Origin of the sequence: Methanoregula sp. (assembly GCF_049518935.1) — an archaeon.
In the GTDB taxonomy this organism is placed as follows: Archaea; Halobacteriota; Methanomicrobia; order Methanomicrobiales; family Methanospirillaceae; genus Methanoregula.
Genome location: NZ_JBEKRH010000001.1, coordinates 1 through 15,113, shown reverse-complemented (window position 1 = coordinate 15,113; position 15,113 = coordinate 1). Strand labels below are relative to the sequence as shown.

17 protein-coding genes are annotated in these 15,113 nt (G+C 53.9%); 8 read left to right on the top strand and 9 right to left on the bottom strand.

Annotated features, from left to right (window positions below; translation table 11 throughout):
* Positions 1-18: 18 nt before the first annotated feature.
* Together ABSE13_RS00085 and ABSE13_RS00080 are read right to left on the bottom strand one after the other, a co-directional pair.
* On the bottom strand, positions 19-1,104 hold the full coding sequence (locus ABSE13_RS00085; protein WP_424026436.1) for a hypothetical protein: 1,086 nt from the start codon (positions 1,102-1,104) through the stop codon (positions 19-21).
* A 312-nt stretch (positions 1,105-1,416) separates the two neighbouring features.
* Positions 1,417-1,878 carry a hypothetical protein gene (locus tag ABSE13_RS00080; protein ID WP_424026435.1) on the bottom strand — a complete coding sequence of 154 codons (462 nt, stop codon included), beginning with the start codon at positions 1,876-1,878 and terminating at the stop codon, positions 1,417-1,419.
* Positions 1,879-2,244: 366 nt separating this feature from the next.
* Here ABSE13_RS00080 and ABSE13_RS00075 point away from each other — a divergent pair, with 366 nt between their 5' ends.
* From ABSE13_RS00075 to ABSE13_RS00065, 3 genes are all read left to right on the top strand, one after another.
* Positions 2,245-2,520: a glutaredoxin family protein gene (locus ABSE13_RS00075; protein WP_424026434.1), complete on the top strand. Its 276-nt coding sequence runs from the start codon at positions 2,245-2,247 to the stop codon at positions 2,518-2,520.
* Positions 2,517-3,059, top strand: a complete 543-nt coding sequence (locus ABSE13_RS00070) for a ferredoxin-thioredoxin reductase catalytic domain-containing protein (protein WP_424026433.1) — start codon at positions 2,517-2,519, stop codon at positions 3,057-3,059. The genes ABSE13_RS00075 and ABSE13_RS00070 overlap by 4 nt, the downstream gene beginning before the upstream one ends.
* A gap of 554 nt (positions 3,060-3,613) precedes the next feature.
* Positions 3,614-4,210: a hypothetical protein gene (locus ABSE13_RS00065; protein WP_424026432.1), complete on the top strand. Its 597-nt coding sequence runs from the start codon at positions 3,614-3,616 to the stop codon at positions 4,208-4,210.
* 217 nt (positions 4,211-4,427) lie between these two features.
* On the opposite strand, the gene ABSE13_RS00060 is transcribed toward ABSE13_RS00065, so the two are convergent.
* From ABSE13_RS00060 to ABSE13_RS00050, 3 genes are all read right to left on the bottom strand, one after another.
* Positions 4,428-5,162 carry an SDR family oxidoreductase gene (locus tag ABSE13_RS00060; RefSeq protein WP_424026431.1) on the bottom strand — a complete coding sequence of 245 codons (735 nt, stop codon included), beginning with the start codon at positions 5,160-5,162 and terminating at the stop codon, positions 4,428-4,430.
* Between the two features lie 377 nt (positions 5,163-5,539).
* Positions 5,540-5,851 (bottom strand): hypothetical protein, encoded by a 312-nt coding sequence (locus tag ABSE13_RS00055; protein ID WP_424026430.1) that lies wholly within the window; start codon positions 5,849-5,851, stop codon positions 5,540-5,542.
* A gap of 204 nt (positions 5,852-6,055) precedes the next feature.
* A complete protein-coding gene (locus tag ABSE13_RS00050) occupies positions 6,056-6,568 on the bottom strand; it encodes a multiprotein bridging factor aMBF1 (RefSeq protein ID WP_424026429.1) in 513 nt (170 codons plus the stop codon).
* A gap of 129 nt (positions 6,569-6,697) precedes the next feature.
* Between ABSE13_RS00050 and ABSE13_RS00045 the strand changes: the two genes are divergently transcribed.
* Together ABSE13_RS00045 and ABSE13_RS00040 are read left to right on the top strand one after the other, a co-directional pair.
* Positions 6,698-8,008, top strand: coding sequence for a proteasome-activating nucleotidase (locus tag ABSE13_RS00045; RefSeq protein WP_424026428.1), 1,311 nt, complete (start codon positions 6,698-6,700; stop codon positions 8,006-8,008).
* Positions 8,009-8,156: 148 nt separating this feature from the next.
* On the top strand, positions 8,157-8,303 hold the full coding sequence (locus ABSE13_RS00040) for a hypothetical protein (RefSeq protein WP_424026427.1): 147 nt from the start codon (positions 8,157-8,159) through the stop codon (positions 8,301-8,303).
* A gap of 298 nt (positions 8,304-8,601) precedes the next feature.
* Here the strand turns inward: ABSE13_RS00040 and ABSE13_RS00035 are convergent, their stop codons facing one another.
* The 4 genes from ABSE13_RS00035 to ABSE13_RS00020 form a co-directional block, all read right to left on the bottom strand.
* Positions 8,602-10,890, bottom strand: coding sequence for a PAS domain-containing sensor histidine kinase (locus tag ABSE13_RS00035; protein WP_424026426.1), 2,289 nt, complete (start codon positions 10,888-10,890; stop codon positions 8,602-8,604).
* 81 nt (positions 10,891-10,971) lie between these two features.
* Positions 10,972-11,094, bottom strand: coding sequence for a hypothetical protein (locus ABSE13_RS00030; protein WP_424026425.1), 123 nt, complete (start codon positions 11,092-11,094; stop codon positions 10,972-10,974).
* 65 nt (positions 11,095-11,159) lie between these two features.
* Complete coding sequence (locus ABSE13_RS00025) at positions 11,160-11,666, bottom strand: DUF5804 family protein (protein WP_424026424.1); 507 nt, start codon at positions 11,664-11,666, stop codon at positions 11,160-11,162.
* 46 nt (positions 11,667-11,712) lie between these two features.
* On the bottom strand, positions 11,713-12,873 hold the full coding sequence (locus tag ABSE13_RS00020) for a proteasome-activating nucleotidase (RefSeq protein WP_424026423.1): 1,161 nt from the start codon (positions 12,871-12,873) through the stop codon (positions 11,713-11,715).
* 44 nt (positions 12,874-12,917) lie between these two features.
* On the opposite strand from ABSE13_RS00020, the gene ABSE13_RS00015 reads away from it, so the two are divergent.
* The 3 genes from ABSE13_RS00015 (at position 12,918) to ABSE13_RS00005 (ending at position 15,045) form a co-directional block, all read left to right on the top strand.
* Positions 12,918-13,331 carry a DUF126 domain-containing protein gene (locus ABSE13_RS00015; protein ID WP_424026787.1) on the top strand — a complete coding sequence of 138 codons (414 nt, stop codon included), beginning with the start codon at positions 12,918-12,920 and terminating at the stop codon, positions 13,329-13,331.
* A 71-nt stretch (positions 13,332-13,402) separates the two neighbouring features.
* Positions 13,403-13,864, top strand: a complete 462-nt coding sequence (locus ABSE13_RS00010) for a hypothetical protein (RefSeq protein ID WP_424026422.1) — start codon at positions 13,403-13,405, stop codon at positions 13,862-13,864.
* 62 nt (positions 13,865-13,926) lie between these two features.
* A complete protein-coding gene (locus ABSE13_RS00005; protein WP_424026421.1) occupies positions 13,927-15,045 on the top strand; it encodes a TIGR04013 family B12-binding domain/radical SAM domain-containing protein in 1,119 nt (372 codons plus the stop codon).
* Positions 15,046-15,113 lie beyond the last annotated feature (68 nt).

The window sequence follows — 15,113 nt, the reverse complement described above, 5'->3', positions numbered from 1 at the left end:
CATACCCGAACCCGTGGTTCAGCTGGTATTGCCTCCCGTCATGGACGGTGCCGGTGCAGTACGGAATGCCGGCTGGCGGAATGTTGCGTTCCTCGTTGTGTTCCCTCCATTCTCCCGGACATGGGTTATGGCAGACTGGCGGTATCCCTGGACGATTGTCTTGAACTGTTCGTACAGCGCCGTCAACTGGGTATCTACCGTTTTTACTGCATCTTGATCATGGTTATCGAACGCGGCCTTCAGCGGATCGCGTTCGGCCGTAATCTGGTTGAGAATTGTTTGGGCCTGGGTGACATCGATCCCTCTCGCAGTCATGTTTGTAAGCTGGTTCTGGAGGGTCGTTGTGCGTTTGTCGAAGTCGGCAAGACGTGTCGTCTCCCGTGCCTGCCACGCATCAGCGCCAACCGCAGCCCAGAACTGCTTGCCTAAGGTGCCGAGCTGGGTGTTCACGCTCTCGAGTGCCTTCTCGTCCCGGGCGTCGAGGGCTGACTTCAGGGACGGCTGCAGGCCGCCGATCTGGGTTTCGAAACCCTGTGGCTGCGAGACGTCGATGCCTTTTGCCGTCAGGTTGGTGAGCGCACCATTCCGGATGGCGTCGTTGTGGGCGAACTCGTCAAGACGTGAGGTCTCGCGTGCGGTCCACCATGCAGTATCGAGACTTCCGATGGTTGCCTGATCTGCAGTAACCGATGCGTTTACGCTCGTATGGAGCGCAGATGCACTGCCATTGTACGCCTTCATGTCGTTTTGCGTGTCGGTATGGAATGTTCCAACCTCTCCCTTCATCTGGGTGAGGGCTTCATCGATCGAATCATTGGTAGTCATGGACTGCACCGAAGCAGCGGTTGCAGTGAACTGCTGTTCTGCGCCGGTGAGGTCGCCTGTCCCGGCCGATCCGCTGATCGTACCGATATACGTTATCGCACCGTTCATCCGTGCCTGGTAATCTTCACTCACATAGGCCACGTATGCCTTCATGGCAGTGATGTGTTCGGGGTTATTTGTCCATGACTGCCCGGAATCTGCAGCACTCACGACGGGGATGCACAGCACCATCATGCAGAGCAGTGCAGTCCCGATAAATATGGTTCCTGATTTTTTCACGTTTAATTCTCCTGTCTGGCGGCCGCACCTGTGTGCTCCGGCCATCGGATTCACATTTGCACGGACGGGATTTATATTACCAAAATCGGCGGTGTTCATCGCTGATTCGCTGGTGGATATGCGTATAACCGTAAGGTTATTAGGTGTTTCATAAGATGCTGATGCGTTGGTTGCTGACGTCCCCCATCAACAGCCTTTGGTTTCACCTTGCGATTCGTATGCCATGCCGTCGGCCATCCCAATCATATGGCCATTGCTGGATACCTGAGGTGATGTGACTTCTTTTCCGGTCATTGACTGTCCATAAAAAAGTTATATGTTGTTTTTTGGACTGAATCTGGAAAATATTTTTTTTATTTCAGAAATTTCGTTACCCAGCTCAACCAACCCGGATTCTGTTTTTTGGACAATCTCCCAATCAAATTCCGTTAAGGGAAACCTTACCCTGGCATGTTTGTAGGCACCGTACAAAAAATGGCCGATAAGTTCAACAAAATCAGCATATCGCCGGTCATAAATTGTTAAAATGAAATGGAAAAAGATTTTTCCTAAATATTTGTCATCATATGCTTCGAAATCTTCAACTCTTCTGTTATCATACTGTGCCTTCGCAACACACGAGTTCCAGATATCCTCTAAACCATATTCTGAGCAAAAATGCCTGAAAGAACTGGATCTGATATATCCAAAAATGGGTAATCTGAGAATATTTGCACATAACTCTTTGATTATCTCTTCTTCTCCATCGGAAGCCATGATGACAACTCTTATCATAACTCATAGATTTTTGATGGTAATGAATTTTCCATACGAAATTCAGTTATACCCGGGGGGTGCCTTCCCTCCATCGCCTCCGGAGTTCCGCGCCGCGATCCTCACGCAAAGCCGTCGCCCCTCTCAATCGCGAGGCCCGTGCCGGAGGAGTTCTCGTGCCCATCCTTTCCATAATTTTCAAATTTTTTGCTTTCCCCGGAAACACGATTCACAAAATTATTTGTTCTCGCGATTTTTGGAGAATCTGCATGAAGAAAAATCTTCAGAGCCGGATAAATTTCCCTCACTACGGTTAATTATGCAATAATATTAAATAGTGATTATGCTCATTCCCTTCATTAAAGGGAATCGTGATCTTACGTGTCCGTGGAACACTTCACCGGAAAGCCTTCAATGAAGGTGATGTTGTATGCACTCTCCACGTGCGGCTGGTGTAAAAAAACCATCGAACTCTTAAAACAACAAAATATCGAATTTGATTATCAATATGTCGATTTACTGGAAGGAAAGGAGCAGGACGATGCCATGACAATCATGGAAAAATTCAACCCCCGTGGTTCTTTTCCCACCCTCATTATCGATGACACCAGGTGCATTGTCGGATTTAACGAAAAGGAGATCATCGGAGTGCTCAGAGAATGAGTGTCTTTACTGAATTTACCGGCCTTCTTGAAACGGAAGTTGAGAAACAATATCTGAAAATGAAACAGGATGCAGAAACCGGGGGTTACCATCTGAACCCGGATATTGAGTTCACCAAACATCTTATCCGTGGTCTGATGAAAAACAGACAACGTTACGGGTATGAATCATGCCCGTGCCGTCTTGCATCCGGAAACCGGGTGGAAGATCTCGACATCATCTGCCCGTGTGATTACCGGGATCAGGATCTTGCCCAGTGTAAAGCTTGTTATTGCAGCCTGTACGTGAACGAAAATATTCTTACCGGGGAGCATCTGCTCATGCCCGTGCCGGAACGCCGCCCTTCACGGATCCAGCGGGGAAAAACCAATATTGTAAATATTTTTTCTCCTGTGTCTGCATCAACGACACAAATTCCGGCATTCCGATGCAAAGTATGCGGTTACCTTTGTTCCCGCGACGAACCCCCCGAGTTATGTCCGATATGTAAGGCTAAGAAAGACCGGTTTGAACAATTGTTTATTCTGGTAAAATCCTGACCCAATCCCGTAGCAGGCACCCCCCCTCCCTACCCACTTAGCACCGGTGGAGTCCTCTCCTTCCCTCGCCACCCCGGGTTCCGCCCCAGGATCTTCATGCCGGGCCGCGTCGGCTATTCCGATTGCCCGGCCCGTGCCGGAGGGGGTATCTACCCCATTCCCGCCCGTTTTCCCCGGGGTTACGTAGAACCGTTATGCCCCCCTTCACTATAGTGCCCGATTCCAACAATACCGGGCACAGAGAATATCATGGACGAAGCAACTGAAGTACAGATCAGGAGATTAGAGAAGCGTATCGAAGTTTTAGAACAGCAGGTCCAGGTTTTGACCGACAACGCACAACCGCAGAAGCAGTGTGCTCATCACGGGCATTAACGGTCCTGGGATTTGAGAAGATCCCGGGCCGGTCCGGCAGGAATTTCAATTTCCGGTTCTGATCGTTCTTTTGTTAACAGGAAATTTTTTCCGGGCTGAAAAAAGCGGTTTCCAGCCGCAGACGAATCAAAACTACTTTTTTTTGCGATTTTTCTTAAAAAGTTACTCCTCCCTTTAATATGTCAGAGATCATCAGTAGTGTTATATATGCGAACTCTGATGCAAATCTCACAGTTCCCGGGATCGAACCCAATCACCAGGAGAAACTGATTTCGATTATGGAAATTTCTGGAACCGGTGTATCGGAAGACCGGATCGCAGCACTTGAAAAAAGGTTACGGGAGATGGAAGCGCTGGTCAAGGGACTGATCGAGGAACTGCTCGACTTCAAGGCGATCGCCATGAAGATGTCCCGGCAGGATGGGGAGCGCAGCCGCCAGGAGCTTAAGCGGGGACCGGTTGTGCTGGGCACAGCATCCCCGGTGCTGGCGGGCCAGTCCGTTGCAGCCTCATCAGATGGCAGCACCGTGATCCGGCCCAGGGGCGCACGCCAGCCGGATCTCCCGGTCGTCCCGGCAGAGCCCGTAATGGCCCGGATCATGCAGTCCGACGGCACGATGAAGATGGAGCCCCGGTGCGGGGACAGGAACCCGATTGACTCATCCGGGGGATATGGGCGCACAAGGAAGGGCACATCTGTCATGGGCAAACAGGCCCCTCTGATCTATGCTGCGGATGAAGTCAAGTCAGGCCCTGCAAAGAAGTATGGGGCCTGAGGTTGAGTGGGACAATTAACCGTGCAGGCAGTTTCACGAATATTTTATTTTTCATTTTAAACGGGTTTTGACCGCAAGTATTCCCGCCCGTGTTCCTTTCTCAATGTGTGAGCCTGAGATTCGCGTTGTATTCGTCCGGTGTATTTTTTTTGGTAGTTACCCGGCACTAATGAGGCCCCCTCCTTCCCATTGCATCCCGGATTCCGCCCCAAGATCCTCATGACGGGCCGCCCCTCATCGCGGAAAGTTTCGGGTCCTGCACCCGGATCTCGAATTCGTTGTTTGCAAACGCCTTCATGACCGGGACGATGAATTCGGCCGTGGATAAACCGAAATAGGTCTGTCCCCGGGCCTTCCGTGCTCCTTTGTCCAGGTTCGTGTCAACCATCGGGGGTATCAGCTCGAAAACCCTGACCGTTGTACCTTCCAGCTGCTGGCGGAGCGTCTGGCTGAAGCTGTGGACGGCGGCCTTGGTAGCACAGTAGACGGGGAGCTCGGGCATCGGGTAAAAAGCAAGGCCCGATGAGACATTGATGATCGCGGATTCTTTCTGCTTCATCAGGTGAGGGGTGAATAATGCGGTCAGGTACACGGGCGCCCGCAGGTTCACCTCAACTTCGTCTTCGCCGTCTTCCGCCCGGTGCCTGAGGAGGTCTGCGGTCCCTTTCTTAAAATCGATCATCCGCTGGATACCGGCATTGTTGACGAGAATGTTCAGGTTCTTGAAGTTGGCAACCGCCCACTCGTACAGGTCATCGCGATCGGATTCTTTTGCTATGTTGCATATTCTCGTGTGCAGCGATGGCAGTTTCTGCTTCGCCTGTTTCAGGGTCTCCTCAGTTCTCCCGCAGACAATAACTTCGCTGCCCGCTCTGGCAAACTCTTCCGCGAGAGCCAGGCCGATGCCGGTGGCTCCACCGGTAATCAGGACGGTGTTTCCGTTGGTTTTCATGCGAACCCCCTTGCAGGAATAACGATGACGATATGGTCTGGCGTGTGATCTCCATCATCTGAATTCATAATCCAGCATTCGCGTGCTATGCTGTATAAATTCTTGCGTTGCCTTCAGCACAACCTGCACGGTAATGGAATATCCCGCCTCCAGTTGAGATGACAGGCCCGACCCCCGGATTTTCCGTGGAGAAGATCTGGCTGGAAAGAACCTGAGGGGAGTAAACAGAAGAAAACCCGGATGCGGAGGGTCTCCCCCGATGGTATTGTTTGATCGGGGGATTAACCGGTTCTTCTACGGGGTCTGGTTTACAGCAGGTTTTACAGCCTGGAACCCGCTCCGAACCGCCAGTCCCGGATACATCCACCGTTATCCCGTCACGGACAGTGGCAAAGGCCGTCGTCCGGCGTGGGAGTGGGAGCAACGGTCCGCGACACTACCGGCTCCATCGGGCAGTTGCAGATAACCCGCGGCGGGGGGATCACACGAACGATGCTCGCGTTATTGTCCACAGGGGTCCCCGTGGTATGGGGGGGTGGGATGACTGCCGGTGAACCCGGAGGGACCGGCGGCAATTCCTTATTTACCGGCAATGATGACGGTGCGCTTGTGCAGGCACTGGCCAGCAGGCAGAGGATGACAAGGATCGCAGAGACCGAACTGATAATCATTTTTTGTTTCAACTGCATGATCAGGGATCGTATAAAATACGTGATAATGCTTGCTTTAACTGCGATAATATTCGCACTTATCGCATTTTACGCAGGGAATGCCGTTTTTTTGCACGGAATACCAGCATTGCGACCAGCGCATTCCCCGCTCCGGATCACGTGGGATATCGCTCACCGTGCGGCCGCCGGGCGTAAATAATAAAGACCGGGAAAAACCCGGGATTATTTCCTTGCTTTCCTGATGACCGTGAGGTCTCCGAGCGTGGGTGCAAGGGAGCCCGGAACCTTCTTCTCGGCCTCGGTCTCCGGTGCATCGATAAGACGGATGCCAAGGACCTTCTCGAGTTTCTTCCGTACATCGTCCTCGGGCATCAGCTCGTGGTTCTCGATCTTCCGGATCAGGTGCTCCTTCTCCTTCATCTGCATGGCGAGATCTTTCTGGGAGAGCCCCTTCTCCATCCGGGCTGCCTTGATCCGCTTGTCGTAATCGTCGACTACGTCCCCGTCACTGTAATCGAACAGGTCTCGTTTCCGGTACTGGGACGGGGCGGCTGCCGGGGAAGGTCTGCCCCCGGCTGCCCGGGGCGCCGCCGGGCGCACGAGATCGGTGCGCCGTGCCTGCTGGACAGCGGTACCGAACTTCTCGCATTTGCTGCATACCTGCAGTTCTGCCCCTTCCACCCTGACCAGCTTAGGGGCGCCGCGAACCGTTTCACCGCACATTTCGCACTGCATATTCTCACAAAGATGATCGCTGTATGACTATAAATGCTCACTGAAAGGGGCGTGATCATGCCGCTGATACCTGCCTCTTCACAAACACTTTATATGCAGTTTCCCCAATATAGCTATTTGAGGCACGGGATGGCCGACATTCTCCATCAGTCAACAGAACCCCAGACTCCGGAAGAGCTCTATCGCCTGTACCGGGCGCTGACCGAGCAGCTCCGGGAGCAGCTGGGCCAGATTGAGACCGATAAGCACGAGTTGGAAGTCCAGATGATGGAGCGTGTCGGCAACCTCGAATCCCGCAACCTCGAGCTCCGTGAACAGCTGCGGCAGGTCGAGGCGGATAAGCGGTATATCGAGACCCAGAAGATCCGGTACGAGCGGGAAGTGCGCAAGCTCAAGAGCGAGAGCGAACAGCTGCGGAGCCCGCCCCTGATCATCGGTACCGTTACGGACGTAGTTGATGCTTCAAGGGTCATAGTCCGGAGCAGTGCGGGCCCCCGGTTCCTGGTCAGGAGCTCCCCGTCTATCAATGCCGAGGAACTCAAGCCCGGCACGCGGTGCACGCTCAACCAGCAGTCGCTTGCGATCGTTGAACTGCTCCCCAGTTCTTTCGATGCTCAGGTCTATGGCATGGAACTGGTGGATTCCCCGCAGGAGAACTATGCGGATATCGGCGGGCTCGAGAAGCAGATCAACGAGATCAAGGAAGCAGTCGAGCTGCCGCTGAAACGCCCCGATCTCTTCCTGAAGATCGGGATAGACCCGCCGAAAGGTGTGCTGCTCCATGGACCGCCGGGCACGGGCAAGACCCTGCTCGCCAAGGCCGTGGCCCACGAGACCAACGCCCACTTCATGCGGGTCGTGGGTTCCGAGCTTGTCCAGAAATACATTGGCGAAGGAGCCCGGCTCGTCCGGGAACTCTTCGACCTTGCCAAGAAGAAGGCCCCGACCATCATCTTCATCGACGAGATCGATGCCGTGGGTGCCAGCAGGACCGAGGCAAACACCTCCGGCGACCGTGAGGTGCAGCGCACGCTCATGCAGCTGCTGGCGGGCATGGACGGGTTCGAGAACCGGGGCGACGTGAAGATCATCGGTGCCACGAATCGGATCGACATTCTCGACAAGGCACTCCTGCGCCCCGGCCGGTTTGACCGGATCATCGAGATCCCGCTGCCGGATGATCGGGGCCGGCTCTCGATCTTAAAAGTGCACTGCCGTACACTGACGGTTGACGATGACGTGAACCTGGGTGAAGTAGCAAAAATGACCGACGGCAAGAACGGTGCAGACCTCAGGGCGATCTGCATGGAAGCCGGTATGTTTGCCATCCGCAAGGAGCGGCCGGCCATCACCCAGGAAGATTTCCTTGCAGCCGTTGCAAAAGTAGCCTTGGACTTCAATCGCGGCCCGACTGATGTCGAAGGCGCCATGTTTGCATAATTCCTGCTCCCCATCAGCCCATTTTTTTGTATAACCCGTCAGTTCAATCGCAATCCCTGTGAGTGCGTGCAAAGTACTCCGGCCATTTTGGCATTATATATCGCGGACTGGTCAATGACATGGTATCAGAGTACGGTGAGATGCCAGTATGACTAACCTCGGTGACGTAATCCGGCAGGTGGAAACAACCCTGTGCGACCGGTCATATCCCCCCACGCCTGAGGAACAGGAGCGGCTGGGCAGGATCCTCTCCCTGGTATACACCGGTACTGTGGATTTTGTAGGGAGCGAGTAACATGGAGAATTTACAGATTCTGGAAAACTACGGGGTCTTCCTGCGGGCATGCGAAGGGCTGCCCCTGTTGATCCTGATGGTTGCATTCCTGGCAATCTCCTATGTTTTCAGGAATGAATAAAAAAATTTTACCCTATTTTACTATCCTGATTTCCACGGCACCTGCCCGGCAGGGAATGCGCTGGCAGATGACAGGATACTGAGATTGAGATCCGATAATGATCGTTCCGCGTTCCTGCAGGGGCACCCTGTCCGGTAAACCGGGAATTCACCGGCAGGATTTTGCAGGAATACCTGTCTACCGTATATGGTCCCGCGGGATGGTAATAGTATACGATGTACCACATTTCCTGTTGAGACTGATCGTTGCTCCCAGCTGTTCGCTGAGGCTCTGGATCAGCATGAGGCCGAGACTCTCGGTGTTACAGGGATCCACGTGTTCCGGGATACCAACACCATTATCGTTCACCCGAATGACGATCCCATCGTCATTCTTCTCGGTAAATATCATAATTTTCCCTGCACATCCGCCCGGAAACGCATGCTTGAGGGAATTTGAGATCAGCTCATTGATGATAAGGCCCAGGGGGACCGCCGTGTTGATGCCGACTTTGATACATTCCCCTTCGAGCACGAGCTTTATGGAGCGCTTATCGGTTCCATAGAAATCGAAGAGGTACTTGGCAAGGAAACTGATGTATTCGGTAATGTCAATCTCGGAGATGTGTTCAGACTGGTAGATCTTTTCATGCACAAGCGCCATTGCCCGCACCCGGTTCTGGCTCTCCTGGATTGCAGCAAGCACTTTCTTATCACTGATATGCCGTGACTGGAGATTGAGAAGGCTTATGATGATCTGGAGATTGTTCTTCACCCGGTGGTGGATCTCCCGGAGCAGGACCTCTTTCTCGGCAAGGGAAGCCGAGAGTTCTTCGGTCATCTTCCGGTTCTCTGTCACATCCATTAAGGACGCCACGCTTTTCTTTGTCCCGGGAATAATGTCGATTGACAGGAAGATGTTCCGCATATCCCCGGATTTTGTTACCAGCCGGAATTCGTAGTGGGTCAGGGCCTTGCCGGTTTGCTGCCTTCTCAACCGGTGCTGCGTAAGCATCCGTTCGAGATCCTCCCGGACAACAAACTGCGTCCAAGTCTTCCTCCCCTCTACCTCCTCTTTGGTATACCCGCTCATCTTCTCGAATTCTGCATTGATGAGACTGATGACGGTATTTTCCTCGATAAGCGCCATCGCGGTTCCGGTATTCCCGAAGATGGCACGGTACATATTTTCTGATTCGAGAAGTGCCTGGGTGGTCATCTTCAGGTCCGTGATGTCCCGGCTCTCTGCGATCAGGAATATTATCGTTCCTTTTTCATCTTTTACCGGTTTGATCGATACGTCAAAGTACAGGGAGGTACCGGAATCTGCGATCCGCAGAGCCTCGAACCGTACGAATGTACCCAAGGCAGCAGATCTGACTGCACCGTGGATGCGTTCCTGCAGTTCAGGCGAATGCGACCACCATGGCATCTCCCAGAATGGCCTGTTGAGGAGCTGTGTCACGTCCGGTGCACCTGAATTCATGGCAGAGCGGTTCGTGTCGAGCAGGAAGCCATCGGTCGAGAGCAGGCCGATGAACTGGAAGGTCTGGTCAAATACAGCCCGTATCTTATGCTCGCTCTCGATGAGCTCCTGCTCTTTTCTGGCCAGTTCATTGTAATTCCGCCGGAGTTCCTCCTCTGTTGCCGTCAGCTGCTCATAGGCTGCATAGAGATCCTCGTTTTTCCTGTGAAGTTCGTCCTCGATCTGCTTCCTGTCCGTGATGTCCCGGCCTTCCGGGATCAGGTAGATCACGTTCCCCTGATCATCCATTACCGGTTTCAGCGAGAAATCAACGTAATGGAGGATCCCGTCCGTGGCAGGATGTGTTGCCTCAAACCGGATGAACTCGCCTTTTGCAGCAGATGCGATCGCCTGTCGCAGTTGTTCCTGGAGTTCCGGGGAATGGGTCCACCAGGGTGTCTCCCAGAACGGCTTGCCGATGGCAGCAGATTCATCGATGCCGGAAAACTTCAGGGCGGATCTGTTGGCTTCCGTGAGGATACCTTCAGGCGTGAGTATGCCGATAAACTGGAAGGTCTGGTCAAATATCGCACGGATCTTCCGCTCATTTTCCCGGGCCGCGGTCTCGGTTTTTTTGTGCTCTGTATTGTCGATGAAATTTTCCATGAGGCAGCGGCGCCCTGCAATGGAGATGTACCCGACAGATTTGATGACGGGGACCGGTGCGCCCCCGGCCCTGAGGAGGATGCGTTCAGACCGGTCAACGGTCTGGTGGAGGTCCGTGATCGGGCAATGCCCTTTCTCTGCAGGGCAGATGTATTTATGGCAGATTGATCCTATGACCTGTTTTTTGTCATCACCAATCATGGCCAGTGCCGCAGCATTGGCATCAAGAATGCTGTGCGTATCAGGATCGATAATGAGGAGACCGGTCTGGACCGAATCGAAAATATCCCGGAAAAAATCATCGCGTGCATTGAACGCGACATTGATGTCATCTCTGTGGCGGGTACTCTTTGCCATGAAAAACCCCAAGGGTTTTCCTTTATATAACTGAGTTTTATATAGTTTTCGCATTACGCCTGCCAAATGGTAACGATGCGGTTACATCTCCGGCTGTGGGAGGGCGATATGCCGGTACCCGGCCATGATAACCCGGGAAGGGGCAGGATGAACGTTCCCGGGACTGGTTGCCCGGTCAGTTACATGAACTTCTGATACATTCACCAGCAATTCACCCGGAAAAGCCATCCCTGCTCTTCCGGCCCTGATCGTTGGAATGTCGGATAGCGTTATTCTGCATTCATGCTGGTTGTACCATCGTTGACGTTACCGGTACCCTGCCCGTCGTCAATTCTTTCACCCAGCTCGTCTTCCGTACACCACACTTCGATGGAATCCTCGACACCGGCATATTCCTGGTGGTATTCTTCTATGGTGGAACCCGGGGACATCATGACCTGGCTTATCAGTTTCCCGTCACGGAACCCGTACAGTTTCCGGAATTCCCAGCCCGGCCCGAGCACCGCAGTCCGCTCGTAATAGACATCCTGCGCCAGCTGGTGCGTGAACCAGATCCCTTTTTCGAATTCGAAGAGCGGCTCGCGGACATAGCGCCGGATATACCAGCGGAGTTCCGAGACCAGCGAGAGGGCGCTGCTGAGTGCGCCACAGGAGATGTATACGCCGCACGATCTCTTTTTCGGGTGGTAAAACCGCAGGACCAGGCGGCTGGTCTCGGATGAAAAGAGGGTATGGTGGAGATCCACGCCTTCCTTCTGGATCAGGAGGATGTTCATACGGATCTCCACCACCTGGCACTATACGGGCAGGTATTCTGAATCATCAGGTATACATGCGGGTATCGGCGTCTGTCTCGTTCCTTACTTTACGCACGGCTTCGGTAAAATCGCTCATCTCGATGCGATCAGCATCACGCCGCACGGCCATCATGCCCGCTTCCCGGCAGACTGCTTCCAGTTCTGCACCGGTTGCCCCTTCGGTCATTCCTGCGATATCCTCCAGCGGGACATCAGCGAGTTTCATCTTGCGGGAGTGGATTTTCAGGATCTGGAGTCGTGCCCCGGGATCCGGGACCGGGATCTCGATCAGGCGGTCAAAACGCCCGGGCCGGAGGAGTGCCGGGTCCAGCATGTCAGCCCGGTTCGTAGCGGCCATGATCCGGACATCGCCCCGGTTGTCAAATCCGTCCATCTCCGCAAGGAGCTGCATGAGCGTGCGCTGGACTTCCGCACTGCCGGATGTACCGTCGTTGGTGCGCATGCTGCCCACCGCATCGATCTCGTCGATGAAGACGATGGCCGGCGCCCGCTCCCTGGCCAGCTGGAAGAGCTCGCGCACAAGTCCGGCACCCTCACCGATAAATTTGTGTACGAGTTCGCTGCCCGACATGCGGATGAAGGTGGCTTTCGCCTCATGGGCAACCGCCTTCGCGATCAGGGTCTTTCCGGTACCCGGGGCTCCATACAGGAGGATCCCTTTCGGGGGTTCAACACCGATCCTGCGGAAGATCTCGGGCCGGGTGAGCGGATATTCCACTGCTTCACGCACTTCCTTGATCTGATCCGAAAGACCGCCGATCTGGGCATACGAGATATCCGGGGATACCTCAAGTTCCATGACCCGGATACGCGAGTCATAGATATTGCCGATCACTTTCACGATGGAGAGTGCATTATTTACCGCGACCTTTGCCCCGGGTTTCAGGAGAGGCCTGAGTTCTTCCGGTACGTTCGTCAGGTACTCCTGGTTGTTGCCCTGCTGGCGGAGATAGATCTCTCCATTCTCCAGGATGTCCACGACCACCGCAACAAAGAGCGGCATGCGCTTGAGCTGGTTATTCTCCCGTTTCAGCTGCCCGTTCTCTTTCTGGAGTTCGTCAACTTTCACCTTCTGGTCAAGTAATGCAGCCTCGAGCTCGTTGAGCTGGATCTGGTACTTGAGTTCGCTCTGTGGCGTGGCGCTATTGACGGCAGTATCTTCCATATTACTCTTATATCTTCATCTTCAACCATTTATGTGGTGTGATTTTGCATATCAGCGGAAGAGGTATCTCAAGGGGACGGGGGAACGGGCGCCTGCTTGTCAGCCCGGTCCCGATATCGTTTTTATCCGGTGTTGACCCGGAGACCGGCATGATTGTCGAGAAGGGGCACCCACTCAAGGGTTCCAGCATCACGGGTCGTGTACTGGCATTTCCCTATGGAAAAGGTTCGACCGTCGGATCGTATGTGTTGTATGCCCTGAGCCGGAACGGGCACGCCCCGGCGGCTATCATCAATACCGATGCCGAGGCGATCATTGCCACCGGTGCCATCATAAGCGGGATTCCCATGATCGACCGGCTTACCGTGCCCATTACCCGCCTTGCGGATGGTACTATGGTTACCGTTGACGGCGATCGCGGTGAGATCGAGTATGATGGTACGCTGACGGATTCCTGAATACCCCCGTCTGCCCTAAGGGAATCCCACGGAGCGCAACTATCATATCGGTCCCGCTCATAATATCCCGTATGCAGTATAAAAACACCGTGACCGTAATCCTTCTTCTCTGTGCAGTGATCGCCTTTGCCGGATGCACCGTTCCCACAGGTCCAGGTCCGTCTGCCACGACTGCCCCCGTATCAGGCTCCTATGCCGGTTCTGCATCAGCAGAAAGTAATCTCGTGCCCTCGCCAACCGATGCGATGCCCGATAATAATGCGGTAAGCGTGACTGTCCAGGAAAAAGTATATGATGCGACAATCCCCGTTGTTTTTGATGGTGGCAAGGGACAATATCTGGTAAAATCCATTGACGTCACTCTCTATACTTCTGACGGTCAGGTCACGACGGCAAAGATCGGCACAAACAAGGACGACCTTGTGACCCTGCAGGGGACCAGGCAGACCGATCGTGTCGTTGTTACCGTATCCGAGATGAATGGTCAGACGTATAAAGTCGCTGATGTCCTCAGCCCGTACCGCCAGCATTAACTGCTCTCATAATTCCCGGATACTCCTTTTTTAAAACCCGCAGGTACAATAATTCGTTAGTCATGCAGGTCAACTGGCGCTCTATCCATGCGGCACGGAACTCGTACGCGATCCTGCACGCGGCATGCGAACGATCGGATTTTCTCCTGAAACCGGTTGAAAACCCCTCGGACGATATCACCTGCTACAGTCTCAATTCGATCAATGCCCCGGCCTATCACGACGAGATCGCGTATGCCGGTTCCCTTACCATTGTCGGTGGCCCCCATGCCACCGCATGCCCGGGCGATGTGGCAGCATATGCCGATTATGTAATTGTCGGTGAAGGGGAGTACACCCTCCCCCGCCTGCTGGAGGATCTCCGCAACGGGGGCGAAGGCAGGATCCCCGGGGTCATGACAAGGGACTTTTACGAGCCGGCCGATACTACCGTCCGCCTTGATGCATACCCGGCGTTTTCCGGGATGAAGGGATACGTGGAGATCACGCGGGGCTGCCCGTTTTCCTGCGGCTACTGCCAGACTCCTCAGATCTTCGGGCACTGCATGCGCCACCGTTCCATCGATGAAGTGGCGAAGTATGCGAACCGGCATGAGCAGTCCCGTTTTGTCTCGCCGAATGCCTTTGCCTATGGATCGGACGGGGTGCATCCCCGGTGGGATAAGATCGAACACCTCTTCCGGCAATGCAGGCACCAGATTTTCTTCGGGACGTTCCCCAGTGAAGTGCGTCCGGAGTTTGTCTGCGAAGAGTCGCTGTCCCTCCTGTCCCGGTACTGCGCCAACACAAAACTCCATTTCGGCGCCCAGTCCGGGAGCAACGCCGTGCTCCAAAGCCTGCATCGCGGGCACACAATCGATGACGTGATCGCTGCTGTCGAACTCTGTCGCGACCATGCGATCACACCCGTTGTGGATTTCATTGTCGGGCTCCCGTTCGAGACCGATGACGACCAGAGGGCCACCGGCGACCTGATCCAGCTGGTTGCCCGGTCCGGGAACGTGCATGTTCACCGGTTCATTCCTCTGCCCGGAACCCCTCTCGCCGGAAAAACCGCGCGGCCACTCCTGAAAGAGATCGAAAAACTCTGCGGAAATCTTGCTTTACGGGGAAAACTGACCGGCTCATGGGACGATCCTGAGATAAGGTTTTTTAGACGCCCTTCAAATGATATACCATGAAAGATGTGCTTTTAATAGCAGATCTCCATGGTCAATTCGGTAAAATTGATTCATTTCTGGAATTGAAT

What these genes read in the sequence shown, in the direction of transcription:
- ABSE13_RS00080 (WP_424026435.1), bottom strand. Translation starts at nt 1,878, where the DNA reads ATGATAAGAGTTGTCATCATGGCTTCCGATGGAGAAGAAGAGATAATC.
- ABSE13_RS00070 (WP_424026433.1), top strand. Translation starts at nt 2,517, where the DNA reads ATGAGTGTCTTTACTGAATTTACCGGCCTTCTTGAAACGGAAGTTGAG.
- ABSE13_RS00065 (WP_424026432.1), top strand. Translation starts at nt 3,614, where the DNA reads ATGTCAGAGATCATCAGTAGTGTTATATATGCGAACTCTGATGCAAAT.
- ABSE13_RS00060 (WP_424026431.1), bottom strand. Translation starts at nt 5,162, where the DNA reads ATGAAAACCAACGGAAACACCGTCCTGATTACCGGTGGAGCCACCGGC.
- ABSE13_RS00055 (WP_424026430.1), bottom strand. Translation starts at nt 5,851, where the DNA reads ATGCAGTTGAAACAAAAAATGATTATCAGTTCGGTCTCTGCGATCCTT.
- ABSE13_RS00050 (WP_424026429.1), bottom strand. Translation starts at nt 6,568, where the DNA reads ATGCAGTGCGAAATGTGCGGTGAAACGGTTCGCGGCGCCCCTAAGCTG.
- ABSE13_RS00045 (WP_424026428.1), top strand. Translation starts at nt 6,698, where the DNA reads ATGGCCGACATTCTCCATCAGTCAACAGAACCCCAGACTCCGGAAGAG.
- ABSE13_RS00040 (WP_424026427.1), top strand. Translation starts at nt 8,157, where the DNA reads ATGACTAACCTCGGTGACGTAATCCGGCAGGTGGAAACAACCCTGTGC.
- ABSE13_RS00035 (WP_424026426.1), bottom strand. Translation starts at nt 10,890, where the DNA reads ATGGCAAAGAGTACCCGCCACAGAGATGACATCAATGTCGCGTTCAAT.
- ABSE13_RS00025 (WP_424026424.1), bottom strand. Translation starts at nt 11,666, where the DNA reads ATGAACATCCTCCTGATCCAGAAGGAAGGCGTGGATCTCCACCATACC.
- ABSE13_RS00020 (WP_424026423.1), bottom strand. Translation starts at nt 12,873, where the DNA reads ATGGAAGATACTGCCGTCAATAGCGCCACGCCACAGAGCGAACTCAAG.
- ABSE13_RS00010 (WP_424026422.1), top strand. Translation starts at nt 13,403, where the DNA reads ATGCAGTATAAAAACACCGTGACCGTAATCCTTCTTCTCTGTGCAGTG.
- ABSE13_RS00005 (WP_424026421.1), top strand. Translation starts at nt 13,927, where the DNA reads ATGCAGGTCAACTGGCGCTCTATCCATGCGGCACGGAACTCGTACGCG.